Source organism: Actinacidiphila glaucinigra (assembly GCF_035918135.1).
GTDB lineage: Bacteria > Actinomycetota > Actinomycetes > Streptomycetales > Streptomycetaceae > Actinacidiphila > Actinacidiphila glaucinigra.
Genome location: NZ_CP109144.1, coordinates 6661078 through 6677873 on the forward strand (window position 1 = coordinate 6661078; position 16796 = coordinate 6677873).

A 16796-nucleotide genomic window follows, 5' to 3' on the forward strand; every position below is an offset into this window, starting at 1 on the left:
ATGACCTACCGCATGCATCTGCGCGCCCTCCCCGAGTCCCAACTGCCGCGGGGCTACGGGCCCCTGGCGGGGTTCCTCGACGAGGCCTGGGACCATTACGAGGAGGAGGCCGGGGCGGGGATCGCCTGGAGCATCGAGAAGGACTTCGAACTCCTCGACCGGCTCTGCACGAGCGAGCCCGCGGCGCCGGGCGGCGCCGACGGCCCCGGCGCCCTTCCCGTCGCGGGCGGCATCGTGATCGAGGACCCGCGGGACGTCGACCCCCCGATCCTCGTGCTCGATCCCGGAGAGGTCCGGGAGGCCGCGAGGTTCCTCGACGAGGTGCCCTTCGACGCGCTGTGGGCGTCGGGCGGGAAGCCGGTCATGGCCGGCTTCCGGGGATGGGACGAAGCGCGGGTCCGTGACGAGGTCGTCCGGCCCCGGCACGAGGGGCTGCGGACCTTCTACGCCCGCGCTGCCGCCCAGGGGCACAGAGTAGTGAAGTGTTCTGGTTCTGAGCCCCGAATGATCCCATCGCCCCAATTCGGGTGATCCTGGGCTGGGTCGCCCCGTCCGTCCCCGCTTCGCGTGCTGCCATCGGTCCTACCGGAATTCGCAACGGGACGGGGAACGACCATGACCAGGCAGGGACCGCAGAAGTACCCGGGCGCCTCGCGAAGGTACTGGTACCAGGACGACTACGGCGGCGACGCGATGGAGGTCAACGCCCTCGTGCTGCACACCACCGAGGGCCGCAGCGTGCCGACGTACGGGGGCGGCGGCAGCGCGCCCAACCTGACGGCGAAACCGGACTTCGAGGACGAGAAGCTGGTCTGGTACCAGCACTTCGACATCGACATCTCCTCGCGCGCCCTGGTCAACCGGCCCGGCGGGGTGGAGACCAACACCCTCAACGTGTGCCAGGTGGAGCTGGTGGGCACCTGCGACCCCGAGCGGCACGAGGACTGGGGCGCCGCCAACCGGCACATCTACTGGCCCAAGGCCCCGCAGTGGGCGCTGCGCGAACTCGCCGAGTTCCTCGCCTGGATGCACACACATCACGGCGTGCCCCTGAAGGGGCCGAAACTCTGGCTGCCCTACCCCCGCTCGTACGGGAACGCGGGCGGCCAGCGGATGACCGGACGGGAGTGGAACGCCTTCCGCGGGGTCTGCGGCCATCAGCACGTGCCGGAGAACTGCGTGCACCCCGACACCCCGGTGCTCCGCGCCGACCTGACCTGGGTGCGGGCGGCCGAACTGGCCGTCGGGGACGAGATCGCCTGCTTCGACGAGGAGGACACCGAGGCCGCCGGGGGCGGGCAGGGGCGACGCCGGCTCCGCCGCGGGGTGGTCACCCGCAACGACCCGGCGCGCAAGGACGCGTACCGGGTGACCACGGCCCGGGGTGAGGTCGTCGCGACGGCCGACCATCCGTGGCTGGTGCGGCTGCCGCACGGCGACGCGTGGGTGGCCAGCCGCGAACTGACCCCGTTCAAGCACCGGATCGTCGCCCTCGCCGACCGGCAGGGCGCCCCCGTGGGCGCCTGGGAGGGCGCCGTCGTCGCCGAGGTCACCGGTGATGCGGAGGTGCTCGCGGTCGAGCCCCTGGGTGAGCAGCCGATCGCCTCGCTGTCGACCTCGACCCGTACCTACGTGGCGCGCGGGCTGCTGTGCCACAACTCCCACGGGGACCCCGGCGCGCTCGACTTCGCCAAGATGCTCGAATACGCACGATCGCAGGTGTGACGCACGGGAACGCGTGTGCCGCAGGTTTCGAATACGGGGACGAAAACCACCCTTTGGAGTGAACCGCGCCCAGGTGGGTGCCGGTTCACTCTCCGTACGTAAATCATTACGGGGTCGAGGTCGCCCGGCGAGCGCGCTGTCCCCTTCAGCGGCGCTGCGGCGACTCCATGACCATTTGGGGGTTTTCCACTGTGTCCAGCTCTCCCTTCAGCATGCCCGCGCGCCGTCCCGCCGCCGCGCTGGGGGCCGCCGTCGCGCTGGCGGCGGGCGCCCTCGCGCTGGGGCCCGCGACCCCGGCCGCCGCGTCCAGGGGGACCCACGGCTCGTCCGGCAAGGCCGGCGCGGTCGTCCTGCGGACCGGCCTGGACGTCTCGCTGCTCCGCAAGTCCGTCGACGTGCCGCTGAACCTGACGCTCAACGAGGTCCACGCACCGGCGAGCGCCGACGAGACCGCGCTGACCGCCACCCTCGACGGGGTCGACCGCGGCAGGCCGTTCAGCGTTCTGCGCGCCGACGTCGCCACCGCCCGGGCCACCGCCGACCGCCACAAGGCGGAGGGCTACGCCAAGCTCGTCAAGGCGCGCGTCAACCTGCCCGGACTGCCGCTCCTCGGGCTCGTCAAGGCCGACGTGATCTCCGCGCGCGCCACGTGCGTGGCCGGCCGCAAGCCGGTCGCCGACGTCGAGATGCCCGGCCACGTCGTCGTCCTCGGCAAGCGCGTCGCCGTCTCGGCCGGCGGCACGACCCTGGTGAAGGTGCCCGGCGTGGGCGAGGTCCGCCTCGACCTCGCCAAGAAGACCGTCACCTCGCGCAGCGCCGCCGCCACCGCACTGGAACTGTCGGTGGAGGTGAACCCGCTCAAGCTCGGCGTCGCCGAGGTGAGCGGCACCGTCACCCTCGCCGGGGCCACCTGCGAGACGCCCCGCCGCGGCGGGCACGGCGGCGGTGGTGGACACCACGGTGGCGGTGGCAACGGCGGCGAGGGCTCCGGCGGCGGCGAGGAGCCGCAGACCGGGGGCGAGTCCGAGCAGCCCTCGCAGTCCGCGGAGCCCACGCCGTCGGCCGAGCCCTCGGAGTCCGCGCGCGCCGACCAGTCCCCGCAGGCCGCGCCCGCGGCGACCGGCGACCTCGCCGAGACCGGCAGCAGCTCCATGACCCCGTACCTCGCGGGTGGTTCGGTGCTGCTGTTCGCCGCCGGATTCCTCGTCATCCGCAAGACCCGCCGCAAGCCGGCGGCCGAGAGCGCCCGGGACTGACGACCCCGGGTCGACCCCGGGGGGCGGACCAGGGGTGAGGGGGGATGTGGAGGGCGGCTGAGTGTCCGGAGCCGCCCTCCACGTGTTCTCCGCTGCCGCTCTCCGCGCCCCTCGCGCCTGTCTGCGGGCGTCTGAAAAGGGTACTTTCCACTACCCTGTTGGGGAGTGTTCGCGCGCCCGTCGCGGACGGGGCCGGGGGGTCGCATGTTCGGGGGACGGTACGAATTGCGGGCGCTGCTCGGCTCCGGCGGCATGGCGCGGGTCCACCTCGCGTACGACACCCGGCTCGGCCGGACCGTGGCCGTCAAGACGCTTCTGCCCGAGCTGGCCCGCGACCCCGAGGCGCGGCGCCGCTTCGCCCGCGAGGCCCGGGCCGCGGCCGCGCTCAACCACCCCGGCATCGTCACCGTCCACGACCAGGACGAGGTGACCACGGACGACGCGGTCGTGCCGTACCTGGTGATGGAGCACATCGAGGGCCGCACCCTGGCCGAACTCGCCCGCGAACAGGCCCCGATGGAGATCGAGCGGGCCGTCCGCACCACCTGCGAGATCCTGGACGCACTCGCCCACGCCCACGCACGCGGCCTCGTCCACCGCGACGTGAAGCCCTCCAACGTCCTGATCACCACCGGCGGCGCGGTCAAGGTCGCCGACTTCGGCATCGCCCGGGTCGTCCACTCGCTGTCCCGCATCACCGGCACCGGCTCCGCCATCGGCACCCCCGGCTACATGGCCCCCGAGCAGTGCGCCGGTGACTCCGTCGACGCCCGCAGCGACGTGTACGCGGTCGCCTGCATGCTCACCGAACTCCTCACCGGCACCGTCCCCTTCGCAGGGGCAACCCCGCTGTCGGTGATGTACGCCCACGTCCACCAGACACCGGTGCCGCCCTCCGCGCGCAATCCGCTGGTGCCGCCCGAACTCGACGCGATCGTGATCGGCGCGCTGTCGAAGAACCCGGCGCTGCGTCCGCGCAGCGCCGCGGAGATGCGGAACGCCCTCAGCGGCTGGCTGGCCTCGCGGACCCCTCCCACGGGCCCGCCCGCCCTGCCCCCGCCGCCCGCGCGACCCCCCGCCGTGCCCCATCCCGCGTACAACCCGCCCTCGTTCGGCCCGCCGTCCTACCCCACGCGGCCCGCCTGGGACACCCCCGTCCCGGGGCCCCCGCGCCGCCGCCGGGGCGTGGTGGCCGCGGTGACCGCGGCCGTCGTGGCCCTCCTGGTCACCGTGACGGTCCTCGTGGACCCCTTCGGCGACGATCCGAAGAAGCCCGTCACCCGCACCGCCCAGGACCTGATCGCCGCCCGCAGGCCCACCGGCGGCTACAACGGCGCCCTCACCGGCGCCGTCAACCCGTCGACCGCCAGGGGCGGCACCCTCAGGCTCATCTCCGCCTACGCCCCCGACTCCCTCGACCCGGCCCGCACCTACTCCCCGATCGTGTGGAACCTCGGCCGCCTCTACCTGCGCAAACTCGTCGACTTCGCCCCGCAGCCCGGCGCCGCGGGCACCCGCCTCGCCCCCGACCTCGCCACCAGCACCGGCAGCATCTCCGACGGCGGCCGCACCTACACGTACACCCTCAAGGAGGGCGTCACCTTCGAGGACGGCACGCCGATCACCTCCCGGGACGTCAAGTACGGCATCGAGCGCACCTTCGCCAGGGACCTCTACCCCGGCGGCCCCACCCACCTGCGCGACCTGCTCGACCAGGGGCAGGACTACCCCGGCCCCTACAAGGACACCGACCCCGACGGGCTCGGCCTGAAGAGCGTCGAGACCCCCGACGCCCGCACGATCGTCTTCCACCTCGACGCACCCTTCGCGGACTTCCCCCACGTCCTGGCGCTGCCCATGTCCTCGCCCGTCCCGAAGGCGAAGGACACCAAGGAGCGCTACCAGGACCAGCCGGTCGCCAGCGGCCCCTACCGCATCGCCTCCTACGACGCCGCCGCCGGGCTGCGCCTGGTGCGCAACGACAAGTGGGACCCGGCGACCGACGCGATACGCACCGCCCTGCCCGACGAGGTGGAGCTCACCATCGCCGCGGACACCGCCGCCGTGGACACCGCCCTGACGAACGGCACCGCCGACCTCGACCTCGCCCAGACCGGTCTCCAGGAGGCCACCCGGACCCGGGTCCTCGCCGATGAATCGCTCAAGTCCCGCGTGGACCTCGTGCAGACCGGCGCCGTCCGCTACTTCTCCCTGCAGACCGCCGTCGCACCCCTCGACGACTACCGCTGCCGCTGGGCCGTCCAGTACGCCACCGACCGCAGCCTGCTGCGCAACGCCCTGGGCGGCCAGGACGCGGGCGATGTCGCCGGCGGCATGCTCCCGCCGACCATCGGCGGCCACGACCGGCACCTCGACACCTACGGCACCGTGAGCGGCGGCTCCTACCCCGAACAGGCCCGGCGCTTCCTCGGCGAATGCGGCCACGCCAAGGGGTTCGGCACGGTCGTCGCCGTCTCCGGCAGCGACCCGGCCGCCCGCAAGGCCGCGCAGTCCCTGGCCGACCAGCTCGCCGAGGTGGGCATCAAGGCGACCGTGCAGACCCCCGACGCCGCCGACTTCTACGCCGCCCTCACCGACCAGCAGCAGATCAAGGACAAGGGCTGGGGCATCGTCATGACCACCTGGCAGTCCGACTGGCCCTCCCCGGCCGGATTCCTGCGCCCGCTGCTGCTGCCGGACAGCCCCAGCAACTACGCGGGCCTGGACGACCGGGAGATCAACTCCCTGATGAACGAGGCCGACTCCGAGACCAACCGCAACGCCGCCGACAACCTCTGGCGCACCGTCGACTCCACCGCCCAGGACCGCGGCACGCTGCTGCCCTTCCTCTACGACCGCCGTCTCAACTACCGCTCCGACCGCCTGACCAACGCCTACGTCCACCCGGCCCTGGGCGGCCTCGACATCCAGGCCCTGGGGGTCAAGGGTTAGCCGGTGGGACCGGTTCCGGATGCCGGGCGCCCGCGCCCGCACCGGCGGGGCGACCTACGGTTCGGCTGTGGGGCACTTGGCGCGGCGTCGCGATGAGCCCGCCGCGCCAGGGCGCGCCCCCGCGGGCGGGCGGCGTGGGCGGTTCGTACCCGGCGACGGGGGGTACAGCCGCGGCGTCGCTGCGAGCCCGCAGGGTCGGCACATGGCCCGCGCGGCGGCTGCTCCGCGTCAGCCGTCGAGCGCCTTCGACAGGGCGGCCGCGAAGCGGTCGGTCGTGGCGGGGTCGCGGACGGCGAGACGGAGCCAGTCGGGGGAGAGACCGGGGAAGGTGTCGGCGCGGCGAACGGCGAAGCCGAGGTCGCGCAGGCGGGCGCGGACGGAAGCAGCGTCGGGCAGGCGCAGCAGGACGAAGGGGCCGTGGGCCGGGCCGGCGACCTCGACGTCGTCGAACTCGGCGAGCCGGCGCAGCAGGTGCTCGCGGTCGGCGGACGTCCGGCGGGCCGCCTCCTCCGCCTCCGCCAGGGCCGCGGGGGCGCAGCAGGCCTCGGCGGCGGTGAGGCCGGGCGCCGAGACCGCCCACAGGGGCTGGGCGCGGCGCAGCGCCGCCACGCGCTCGGGGTCGCCGAGGACGTAGCCGACCCGCAGGCCCGCCAGGCCCCAGGTCTTGGTGAGGCTGCGCAGCACCACCAGGCCGGGCAGGTCGCGGCGGGCGGCGAGGCTCTCGGGCTCGCCGGGCACCGCGTCCATGAACGCCTCGTCGACGACGAGCGTGCGGCCCGGCCGGGCCAGGCGGGCGAGGTCCGCCGCGGGGTGCAGAACGGAGGTCGGGTTGGTCGGGTTGCCGACGACCACCAGGTCGGCGGCTTCGGGTACCGCCCACGGGTCGAGGCGGAAGCCGTCCGCCGCCCGCAGCACGACGCGGTGCACAGGATGCCCGGCGTCGCGCAGGGCTGCCTCCGGCTCCGTGAACTGCGGGTGGACGACGACCGCGTGGCGGGCCCGGGTGGTGCGGGCCAGCAGGACGAACGCCTCCGCGGCACCCGCCGTGAGCAGCACCTCCTCGGCGGGGCGGCCGTGGCGTGCGGCGACCGCCCGGTGCGCGGCGCGGTCGTCCGGGTAGCCGGCCAGCCCGTCGAGGGTGGCCGCGAGGCGTTCCCTGAGCCACGGCGGGGGTGTGCCGGCGCGCACGTTGACGGCCAGGTCGGTGAGGTCCCCGCCGCCGTCGCGGACCTCGGCGTCGCCGTGGTGCCGCAGATCGTGCTCGCCGTCGCCGTCGCCGGGCTCCGGCCGCCCGCCGCCGTCGCGCGCCGGCGCGTGCCGCACCTCGACCTCGGGGCGTGCCTCGGCCCAGCCCTCCGCCTGCTGCGAGACCCGCTCCTCCAGGGCCGCGTCCGCCGGGAAGCCGGTCAGCACGACGATCCGCCGGGCACCGAGCCGCGCGCAGCGTTCCAGGCCCGCGGGGACGTCCGGCGCCGCGGTCGTCAGGAAGGCGGTCTCCACGCCCGCATAGCCCCGGCCCTCCCACAGCAGCCGTGCGGTGCGGGCCACTTCGGCGTTGTCCGCGGCCTGGGGGGAGCCGGCGCCGACCAGCAGCACCATGGTCGCCGCCCGGTCCAGGGGCGTACGGCGGCCGCCGCCGAGCGCGGCGTCGACGCGCCGCTCCAGCACGTCCTCGGGCCGGTTGATCACGGTGCCGTCTCCTCCGTCGTGCTGTGCGTGCCGTGCGTGCCGTGCTCGGGTGTACGGTGCCGGGCCACCGCCGCGGTCGCCCTCGCCGCACCGCCCCCGGGGGCGGACTTCCTCTTCGGTACCAGCAGTTCGCCGCCGGGCGCGGCGGCCAGCGCCGCCGCCTCCGCCACGGAGGGCGTGCCGACCGCGGCCAGCGCCGCGTCCGAGGGGCTCGGCACGTCGACCGCGGCCAGCGTACGCGCGTCGTACGTCACCAGGGGAACGCCCAGCCGCTCGGCCGCCGTGACGAGGCCCGGCTCCCCGGCCTTGCCGTCGACGGTCGCCAGCGCCGTGACGGACGCCTCCGGCACACCGGCCTCGGCGAGCACGGACCGTACGAGCGTGAGCACTTCGGCCGCCGCCACACCGCGGGCCGCGCCCACACCGACGACGACGCTCACGAGGGCGCGCCGGCCCCGCCCGCGCAGGAGGCGACGAACCGCCGTGCCAGGGACGGCTCCGCCGCCCAGTGGACGTGCAGGTACGACGCGTGGACGCCGCCCCGCACGAAGCCCTCCACGCGCCGCTCCGGCCGGATCAGGCCCCAGGCGGGGGTGGCACCGGCGGCGGGTTCCACGACGGTGCGGTGGAACTCGTGGCCGCGCACCCGGGTCCCGGCGGCCGCCAGCGCGTTGTCGGAGATCGCGACCGCCTCGCGGTAGCCCAGCGTGAGCCGGTCCGACATGCGGGCCGTGGTGTCCAGCACCCCGCACATGGGACGTCCGTCCAGCTCCCGCGCGAGGTAGAGCAGGCCCGCGCACTCCGCGGTCACGGGCCCGGCGAAGGCGGCGACGGCCTCGCGCAGCGGCTCGTTGGCGGACAGCTCGGGGGCGTACATCTCGGGGAAGCCGCCGCCGATGACCAGCCCCGCGGCACCGGGCGGCAGCCGCTCGTCCCGCAGCGGGTCGAAGGTGACGACCTCCGCCCCCGCCGCGGCGAGCAGTTCGAGGTGCTCGGCGTACGAGAAGGTGAACGCAGCTCCGCCCGCCACCGCGACCACCGGCCGGGCGCCCGGCGCCGCCGGGCCGGCGGCCGCCTCCCACGGGTCCCAGGGCTCGTCCGCGAGTGGGGGAGCGCTGCGTGCCAGGGCCAGCAGCGCCTCCATGTCGCAGCCCGCCCGCAGCCGGGCGGCCAGCGCCCGGACGGCGTCGACGGCGTCCGCACGGCGCTCCGCGACCGGGACCAGCCCCAGGTGCCGGGAGGGCGTGCCGACCGCGGTGTCGCGCCGCAGCGCGCCCAGGACGGGCACGCCCGCGCCGTCGAGGGCGTCGCGCAGCAGTTCCTCGTGCCGGTCGGAGCCGACCTTGTTGAGGATGACGCCGGCGACCCGCACCTCCGGGTCCCACGAGGCGAAGCCGTGCACCAGCGCCGCCACCGAACGGGACTGCGACGAGGCGTCCACCACCAGCACCACCGGCGCCCGCAGCAGCTTCGCCACATGCGCGGTGGAGGCCAGCTCGCCCATCCCGGAGGCGCCGTCGAAGAGCCCCATCACGCCCTCCACGACCGCCAGGTCGGCCCCCCGCGCGCCGTGCAGGAACAGCGGCGCGATCCGGTCCGGGCCGCACATGTAGGCGTCCAGGTTGCGGCCCGGGCGGCCGGTGGCCAGGGCGTGGTAGCCGGGGTCGATGTAGTCGGGGCCCACCTTGTGCGGGGAGACCGCGAGCCCGGCCTCCGCGAAGGCTGCCATGAGCCCCGTGGCGACGGTGGTCTTGCCGCTCCCCGAGGCGGGGGCCGCGACGACGAGCCTGGCTACCACTCGATGCCCTTCTGGCCCTTCTGACCGGCGTCCATCGGATGCTTGACCTTGCCCATCTCGGTGACCAGGTCCGCGAAGTCCAGCAGCGGCTGCGGGGCGTTGCGCCCGGTGATGACGACGTGCTGCGTGCCGGGCCGTTCGCGCAGGACCGAGACCACCTCGTCGGTGTCGATCCAGCCCCAGTGCAGCGGGTAGGCGAACTCGTCCAGCACGTACAGCCGGTAGGTCTCGGCGGCCAGGTCGCGCTTGACCTGCTCCCAGCCCTCGCGGGCGGCGTCCTCGCTCTCGGCGATGTCCCGCTGCACCCAGGACCAGCCCTCGCCCATCTTGTGCCAGGCGACACTGCCGCCCTCGCCGGAGGCGCCGAGCACGCGCAGCGCCCGTTCCTCCCCGACCTTCCACTTGGCGGACTTGACGAACTGGAACACCCCGACCGGCCAGCCCTGGTTCCACGCCCGCAGCGCCAGCCCGAAGGCGGCGGTGGACTTTCCCTTGCCGGTGCCGGTGTGCACCATCACCAGCGGCCGGTTGCGTCGCTGACGGGTCGTCAGCCCGTCCTGCGGCACAACGCTCGGCTGTCCCTGTGGCATTACGCGGCCCTCCGTACATCCCGTACCAGTGCCGCGACGCTGTCCGCGCGCAGCTCGTCCAACGTCACGGCGGTGCCGTGCAGTTCGCGTGCCAGCTCGCCCGCGAGGCCCAGCCGCACCGGCCCGGACTCGCAGTCGACGACCACCGAGGCGGTGCCCTCGGCCGCCAGCAGCCGCGCCGCGCGCCCGGCCGTGCGCACCGGCTCGGGGCCGCCGGTCGCCCGGCCGTCGGTGACCACGACCAGCAGCGGGCGGCGGGAGGCGTCACGCAGCCGCTCCACGCGCAGCACGTCGTGGGCCTTCATCAGCCCGGCGGCCAGCGGGGTGCGGCCGCCGGTGGGCAGCTTGTCCAGGCGTGCCGCGCCCGCCTCGACCGACGAGGTCGGCGGCAGCGCCAGCTCCGCCGTCGCGCCGCGGAAGGTGATCAGTCCGACCTTGTCGCGCCGCTGGTAGGCGTCGAGCAGCAGCGACAGCACCGCGCCCTTGACCGCGCTCATGCGCTGCCGGGCGGCCATCGAACCCGAGGCGTCGACGACGAAGAGCACCAGGTTGCCCTCGCGGCCCTCGCGGACCGCCTCGCGCAGGTCGTCCCGGCGGATCACCAGGCCGGGGCCGCCGCGCCCGCGCGCCCGCTGGTGCGGAGCCGCGGCGTGCACGGTGGCGGCCAGGTGCAGTTTGGTCAGGGCGCCCTGGGGCCGCCGGGCGCCGGTCGTCCTGCCGTGTGCGGTCCGGGCGCGGGAACGGCGGCCCATGGCGCCCTCGCCGAGGCCGGGAACGGTCAGTGCGCGGGCCTTGAACGGCTCCGCGGCGGGCACCGCGGCCCGTTCGCCCACGCCGCCCTGTGGTGCCTGCGCGGGCTCGGGCTGCGGAGCGGAGTCCGCCGGCTCCCTGGGCGGGGCGATGTCGGGCGCGGTGTCCGGGGTGCCGTCGTCGCCCCGGGGCGGGCTGCCGCCGCCGTCGGGGCCGCCGCCGCCGTCCGGGCCGGGGTCCGGGTCGTCGTCCTCGCCGCGGTTGCGTTCCAGGGTCTCGTCGAGCTTGTCCTCGTCGAGGCCCGGCGCGTCGAAGGGGTTGCGGCGGCGCCGGTGCGGCAGCGCGAGCAGCGCGGCCCGGCGCACGTCGGCGTCGGTCACGTCGGTGCGCCCGGCCCAGGCCGCGAGCGCGGTCGCCGTGCGCGCCATGACGATGTCCGCGCGCATCCCGTCCACCTCGAAGGCCGCGCAGGTCGCGGCGATCTGGCGGAGCGCGCCGTCGCCGAGCGAGACCGACGGCAGCAGCGCCCGTGCCGCCGCGATCCGCTCGCGCAGCTCCCGCTCCTCCGCCTGCCAGGCGGCGGCGAAGCCCGCCGGGTCCGCGTCGTAGGCGAGGCGCCGCCGGACGACCTGCACCCGCTCCTCGGTCTCCCGCGACGCCGCGACCTCCACCGTGAGGCCGAAGCGGTCCAGCAACTGCGGCCGCAGCTCGCCCTCTTCGGGGTTCATCGTGCCGACGAGCAGGAAGCGCGCGGCGTGGCGCACCGAGACGCCCTCCCGTTCGACGTAGGAGGCGCCCATGGCGGCCGCGTCCAGCAGCAGGTCCACCAGGTGGTCGTGGAGCAGGTTGACCTCGTCCACGTAGAGCACGCCGCGGTGCGCGTCGGCCAGCAGCCCCGGCTCGAAGGCCTTCACGCCCTCCGCCAGGGCCCGTTCGATGTCCAGGGCGCCGACGAGGCGGTCCTCGGACGCGCCGACCGGCAGCTCCACCATGCGCGCCGGCCGGCTCTCCGCGCCGGCGTCCGGGCTGTGAGGCCCGTCCGGGCACGCGGGGTCCGGCTCTGCAGGGTCGCAGCCGAAGCGGCAGCCGGGCACGACCTCCACGGGCGGCAGCAGCGCCGACAGCGCCCGTACGGCGGTGGACTTGGCGGTGCCCTTCTCGCCCCGTACCAGCACACCGCCCACCGCGGGGCTGACCGCGTTCAGCAGCAGCGCCAGCCGCAGGTCCGCCATCCCGACGATCGCGGTGAAGGGGTATGGGGTGCTCACGCGGCCTCCTGGGTCGAACGGTCGTTGCGGCGGTGCTCACGGACGGCCCGGCTCCGGGGCCGCGACGGGGTGCTCACGGCGCCCCCGGCGGGACGAAGGGCAGCCCCGCAGGGGGGCCCTGCTCGATCAGGCGGAGCAGGGCGCCGGTGTCGGCGTGCTCCTCGATCAGATCGCCCAGCCGGTCCAGCTGCTCCTCGCGGAGCGCGCCGAAGGCGGTGCCGGGGGCGGGGACGAAGCGCCGCCCCGCGGCCTGCGCGACGCGGCGCAGGAAGGCGCGGCGGAAGCCGTCGCTCTCCAGGGAGCCGTGCCAGTGGGTGCCCCAGACCGCGCCGCTGCGGCAGCCGTCCAGGAAGGACTCGTCGCCGCCGCGGACGTCGGCGACGCCGTGGTGGATCTCGTACCCCTCGACCGGTTCGCCGTACGCCTTTCCGGAGGGCCGGGCCAGGGTCTTCTCCGTGGCGAAGCGGATCCGCGCCGGCAGCAGCCCGAGGCCGGGGACCGTACCGGCCCGCGACTCGACGTCGTCCTCGATCGTCTCGGCGAGCATCTGGAAGCCGCCGCAGATCCCCAGCACCGGGCGCCCCTCGGCGGCCCGGCGGACGACCGCGTCGGCCAGCCCCCGCTGCCGCAGCCACTCCAGGGCCTTGACCGTGCCGCGGGTGCCGGGCAGCACCACGAGGTCGGCGTCGGCGAGTTCCTCCGGCCGGTCCACGAAGCGGACGAGGACACCGGGCTCGGCGGCGAGCGCGTCCACGTCGGTGAAGTTCGACATCAGCGGGACCGCCGCGACGGCGACCCGCAGGACGTCCTCGCCGTGCGGCGGCACCGTGTCCGACTCCCGGACGCTGCCGCGCAGCGACATCCGCAGCCCGTCCTCCTCGTCGATGCCGAGGCCGTGCCGGAACGGCAGCACCCCGTAGAAGCGGCGTCCGGTCAGCCCGCGCAGCATCTCCAGCCCCGGCTCCAGCAGGGACACGTCGCCGCGGAACTTGTTGACCAGGTAGCCGCAGACCAGTTCCTGGTCCTCGGGGGCGAGCAGCGCCGTCGTCCCGAAGAACGAGGCGAAGACCCCGCCCCGGTCGATGTCGCCGACCACGACCACCGGGAGCCGGGCGGCCCGCGCCAGGCCCATGTTGACGATGTCGCCCCGCCGCAGGTTGATCTCGGCCGGGCTGCCGGCGCCCTCGCAGATCACCGCGTCGTACCGCCCGCGCAGCTCCTCCAGGCAGCCGGTGACGGTCTCCAGCAGCTGCGCGCGGCTCCCGTTGTGGTAGCCGCGCGCGCTCATCTCGCCCACCGGGCGCCCCATCAGGACGACCTGGCTCGTCCGGTCCCCGCCGGGCTTGAGCAGCACCGGGTTCATCAGGGCCGAGGGCTCCACGCGCGCCGCCTGGGCCTGCATCGCCTGCGCGCGGCCGATCTCGGCGCCCTCGCGGGTCACGTACGAGTTCAGCGACATGTTCTGTGCCTTGAACGGCGCCACGGAAACGCCCTGCCGCGTCAGCCACCGGCAGATCCCCGCCGTGACGACGCTCTTGCCGGCGTCCGACGTGGTCCCCGCGACCAGCAGGCCCCCGCCCCTCATGAGTCCCTCCTCCGGGCGACCGCGCCCCACGCCAGGCGCCCGCCCACCGCGACCGCCAGCGCCAGCGCGCCGACCCGCCGCGACAACCGCGCCGCCCGTTCGATGTCCCGTACCTCCACCGGCCGGTTCCCCGCCCCCAGCACGGGCCGGTGCTCCACCCGCCCGCCATAGGCAAGCGTCCCCCCGAGGCGTACGCCCAACGCCCCCGCGAACGAGGCCTCCACCGGCCCCGCGTTCGGGCTGGGATGCCGGGAGCCGTCCCTGCGCCAGGCCCGCCACGCCCGCCGGGGGTCGGGGCCGGCCAGCACCGCGAGCGCGGCGGTCAGCCGGGCACCGGGGTAGCCGGCCACGTCGTCCAGCCGGGCCGCGGCCCAGCCGAACCGCCGGTGCCGCGGCGACTTGTGACCCACCATCGCGTCGAGGGTGTTGACCGCCCGGAAGCCCACCAGCCCCGGCACGCCGCCCAGCGCACCCCACACCAGGGCGCCCACGACGGCGTCCGAGGTGTTCTCCGCGACGGACTCCACGACCGCCCGCGCCAGTTGAGCCTCGTCCAGCGCCTGCGGGTCGCGGCCGCACAGATGGGGCAGCCGCTCGCGCGCCGCCTCCATGTCACCGGCGGACAGCGCGGCGCCGACGGCCCGTGCCTCGCGTACCAGGGAGGTTCCGCCGAGCACGGCCCAGGTCGCCGCCGCCGTCAGGGCGACGGACGCCGCGCCGGAACGGCGCACGGCACGCTGGAGCCCGGCCGCGGCCGCCACCGCGCCGCCCGCGCACAGGGCCGTGTGGAGGGCGCCGAGGCCGCGGTGGTCGCGCCACAGCGCCCGCTCCAGGCCGGCGGCGGCGTTCCCGAACACCGCCACGGGGTGACCGCGGCGCGGGTCGGCGAGGGCGAGGTCGGCGAGCCAGCCGAGGGTGGCACCGGTGGCGAACGCGCACGGCGCCGCGGCGCCGGTGTCGGGTGAACGGCCGGAGCCGCGCATCACAGGAGTCCTCACTCAGGGTCCGCGCCCTGGTTCGACGTGACCGGCGACGAGAGTCTCCTGGCTCCCGGATCGGCGGCACCCCCGGCCTTCCAGCCCCGAGTCGGGGCCGTGGCCATGGGCGGGGGTCCGCTCCCCGGTGACAGTGGCGGGACCGCGCCGGATTCGCACCGGACTTCCTCTCCTGCCGCCGTTTGGCGGTTCCGATACCACCACGCCCCGCTCCGGCCCGTCAACTCATCGCGACAGCCTGTGGAAAAGAAGAAACCCCAGCTCACGGCCGGAAGGCCGGGAGCTGAGGTCAACTTCACACCGCGGTGCGCGGGGACGTGCGGGTCAGGCGACGATCAGATAGATCCCGTACGCCACCGCCGCCGCGCACAGCGCGAAGCACAGGTACGCGCCGGTGCGGGCCAGGGCGGTGGTGCCACCCGGGGCGGAGGTGCCCGCCTCGCCGCCGCCGGCGGTGCCCTGCCTGGACAGGCCGACGATGCCGAGGGTGAACAGGCCGACGAGTCCGACGGTCACGGCGAGGCTGACGCCGAAGACGGAGCCGAGGGCAGCCCAGTCGATGTGCATGGTGCTGGTTCCTTCCGGGGCCGGTGCGGCTGCCGCCGTCAGGCGGAGGCCTTGGCGGGGTCGGTGTCGGCGGCGGTCGTGGTCAGGCCCGCGGGCGGCGGGATCACGGCGGCGATGGCCGTGGTGATGACGCCCGGCTCCTCGGCGTCGTGGGCCTCGTTGACGTTGGTGTGGTCGACGGGCTTGCGGCGGGAGGCGATCCAGATCGCGGTGCACGCGGCGAGCGCCAGGACGGCGACCGTCGTGACACCCCAGTCGCCCTGGTCGGCCAGGAGCGCGGCGCCCGCGGCGACCAGGCCCGCGGACGGGAGGGTGAGCCCCCACGCGGCGAACATCCGGCCCGCGGTGCTCCAGCGGACGACGCCGCCCTTGCGGCCGACGCCGGCGCCCATGACGGAGCCGGAGCAGACCTGCGTGGTGGAGAGCGAGAAGCCGAGGTGCGAGGAGGCCAGGATGACGGTCGCGGCGCCGGTCTGGGCGGCGAAGCCCTGCGGCGGCTGGATGTCGGTGATGCCCTTGCCCATGGTGCGGATGATCCGCCAGCCACCGATGAAGGTGCCGAGCGCGATCGCCATGCCCGCCGAGACGATGACCCACAGCGGCGGGTCGGAGTCGGGTGCGACGACGTTGCCGGCGATCAGGGCGAGGGTGATGACACCCATGGTCTTCTGCGCGTCGTTGGTGCCGTGGGCGAGGGAGACGAGGCCGGCCGAGGCGATCTGCCCGGCCCGGTATCCCTTGGCGGTGGCGGCCGGATCGGCGTTGCGGCCGATGCGGTAGGTCAGCCGGGTCGCCAGCATCGCGCCGACCCCGGCGACCAGCGGGGCGCAGACGGCCGGGATCAGGACCTTCATGACGACCGCGTCACCGTTGATCGAGCCGAATCCGGCCGAGGCGACGGAGGCGCCGATGAGGCCGCCGAAGAGGGCGTGGGAGGAGCTGGAGGGGAGGCCCGCCAGCCAGGTCAGCAGGTTCCAGACGATCGCGCCGACGAGTCCCGCGAAGATCACCTCGGGCTTGATGCCCGCGCTCTCGTCGAGGATGCCGCCGGAGATCGTCTTCGCCACCTCGACGGAGAGGAAGGCGCCGACGAGGTTGAGCACGGCGGACATGGCCACCGCCGTCTTGGGCTTGAGCGCGCCAGTGGAGATGGTGGTCGCCATCGCATTGGCGGTGTCGTGGAAACCGTTCGTGAAGTCGAACACGAGTGCGGTAATGATCACGATTCCGATCAGGAGCGTGATGTGTTCCATTGACCCAGGCATTCGTTCGATCGGACAGTGGCGGTGGCGACCGTACGGAGTCTGGATGAACGGAAGGTGAACGAGGAGAGGCGCGGCGGTGCCGGTGCGTGCGGGGGGTGTGGTCCGGCCCCGGCCCCGGCCCGGAATCCGGCCATTCGCGCGCTTCGGGCCCCCCTTTCCGGAGGTCCGGAAGAGATCCTGGTCACGAGGGGTCGGACGCGGTGGGCCCGCGCGGGTTCGTCTCGCGCCCTTCGGGCGGAAAGACGCGGGCTGCGGACGGAGAGGTGGGCGGCCGGGCTTGTCTGCGGTGCGCGCGTGGGTGCGTTGCCGGGGTTCGGGCGCCGGAGCGGGTCACCTTTCCGTTGGCCTCGGGTCTC

General features: G+C 75.1%; 12 protein-coding genes, 1 pseudogene and 1 riboswitch. Of the genes and pseudogenes, 4 read left to right on the plus strand and 9 right to left on the minus strand.

The genetic code is table 11. From position 1 onward, the window contains the following. The 4 genes from OIE69_RS29970 to OIE69_RS29985 all read left to right on the plus strand — a co-directional run bounded on the left by OIE69_RS29970 (window position 1) and on the right by OIE69_RS29985 (window position 5933). Complete coding sequence (locus OIE69_RS29970; RefSeq protein WP_326577075.1) at window positions 1–531, plus strand: DUF1877 family protein; 531 nt, start codon at window positions 1–3, stop codon at window positions 529–531. Between the two features lie 84 nt (window positions 532–615). After that, on the plus strand, window positions 616–1725 hold the full coding sequence (locus OIE69_RS29975; RefSeq protein ID WP_326577077.1) for a Hint domain-containing protein: 1110 nt from the start codon (window positions 616–618) through the stop codon (window positions 1723–1725). A gap of 212 nt (window positions 1726–1937) precedes the next feature. Then, window positions 1938–2981 carry an SCO1860 family LAETG-anchored protein gene (locus OIE69_RS29980; RefSeq protein ID WP_326581452.1) on the plus strand — a complete coding sequence of 348 codons (1044 nt, stop codon included), beginning with the start codon at window positions 1938–1940 and terminating at the stop codon, window positions 2979–2981. Between the two features lie 204 nt (window positions 2982–3185). Continuing rightward, window positions 3186–5933 carry an ABC transporter substrate-binding protein gene (locus OIE69_RS29985; protein ID WP_326577079.1) on the plus strand — a complete coding sequence of 916 codons (2748 nt, stop codon included), beginning with the start codon at window positions 3186–3188 and terminating at the stop codon, window positions 5931–5933. Window positions 5934–6161: 228 nt separating this feature from the next. Here OIE69_RS29985 and cobC read toward each other — a convergent pair whose 3' ends face one another. The 9 genes and pseudogenes from cobC to OIE69_RS30035 all read right to left on the minus strand — a co-directional run bounded on the left by cobC (window position 6162) and on the right by OIE69_RS30035 (window position 16428). Next, on the minus strand, window positions 6162–7532 hold the full coding sequence (gene cobC / locus OIE69_RS29990; protein WP_455550603.1) for an Rv2231c family pyridoxal phosphate-dependent protein CobC: 1371 nt from the start codon (window positions 7530–7532) through the stop codon (window positions 6162–6164). A 143-nt stretch (window positions 7533–7675) separates the two neighbouring features. Continuing rightward, window positions 7676–8089 (minus strand): annotated as a pseudogene (locus OIE69_RS30000) (cobalamin biosynthesis protein); the annotation flags it as partial. Then, entirely contained in the window at window positions 8059–9420 is a 1362-nt protein-coding gene (locus tag OIE69_RS30005) for a cobyrinate a,c-diamide synthase (protein WP_326577081.1), read from the minus strand. The gene OIE69_RS30005 and the pseudogene OIE69_RS30000, both read right to left, overlap by 31 nt. Further along, a complete protein-coding gene (gene cobO, locus OIE69_RS30010) occupies window positions 9414–10010 on the minus strand; it encodes a cob(I)yrinic acid a,c-diamide adenosyltransferase (protein ID WP_326577083.1) in 597 nt (198 codons plus the stop codon). Before cobO ends, OIE69_RS30005 begins: the two co-directional genes overlap by 7 nt. Further along, window positions 10010–12028 (minus strand): putative cobaltochelatase, encoded by a 2019-nt coding sequence (locus OIE69_RS30015; RefSeq protein ID WP_326577086.1) that lies wholly within the window; start codon window positions 12026–12028, stop codon window positions 10010–10012. Before OIE69_RS30015 ends, cobO begins: the two co-directional genes overlap by 1 nt. 73 nt (window positions 12029–12101) lie before the next feature. Continuing rightward, on the minus strand, window positions 12102–13613 hold the full coding sequence (locus OIE69_RS30020; RefSeq protein ID WP_326577088.1) for a cobyric acid synthase: 1512 nt from the start codon (window positions 13611–13613) through the stop codon (window positions 12102–12104). Further along, window positions 13610–14596 carry a cobalamin biosynthesis protein gene (locus tag OIE69_RS30025; RefSeq protein WP_326577090.1) on the minus strand — a complete coding sequence of 329 codons (987 nt, stop codon included), beginning with the start codon at window positions 14594–14596 and terminating at the stop codon, window positions 13610–13612. The genes OIE69_RS30020 and OIE69_RS30025 overlap by 4 nt, the downstream gene beginning before the upstream one ends. A 54-nt stretch (window positions 14597–14650) precedes the next feature. Further along, window positions 14651–14777: riboswitch (cobalamin riboswitch) on the minus strand. Window positions 14778–14932: 155 nt separating this feature from the next. Beyond that, entirely contained in the window at window positions 14933–15175 is a 243-nt protein-coding gene (locus OIE69_RS30030; RefSeq protein WP_326577091.1) for a hypothetical protein, read from the minus strand. A gap of 38 nt (window positions 15176–15213) precedes the next feature. Beyond that, entirely contained in the window at window positions 15214–16428 is a 1215-nt protein-coding gene (locus OIE69_RS30035) for an inorganic phosphate transporter (protein ID WP_326577093.1), read from the minus strand. Window positions 16429–16796: the final 368 nt, after the last annotated feature.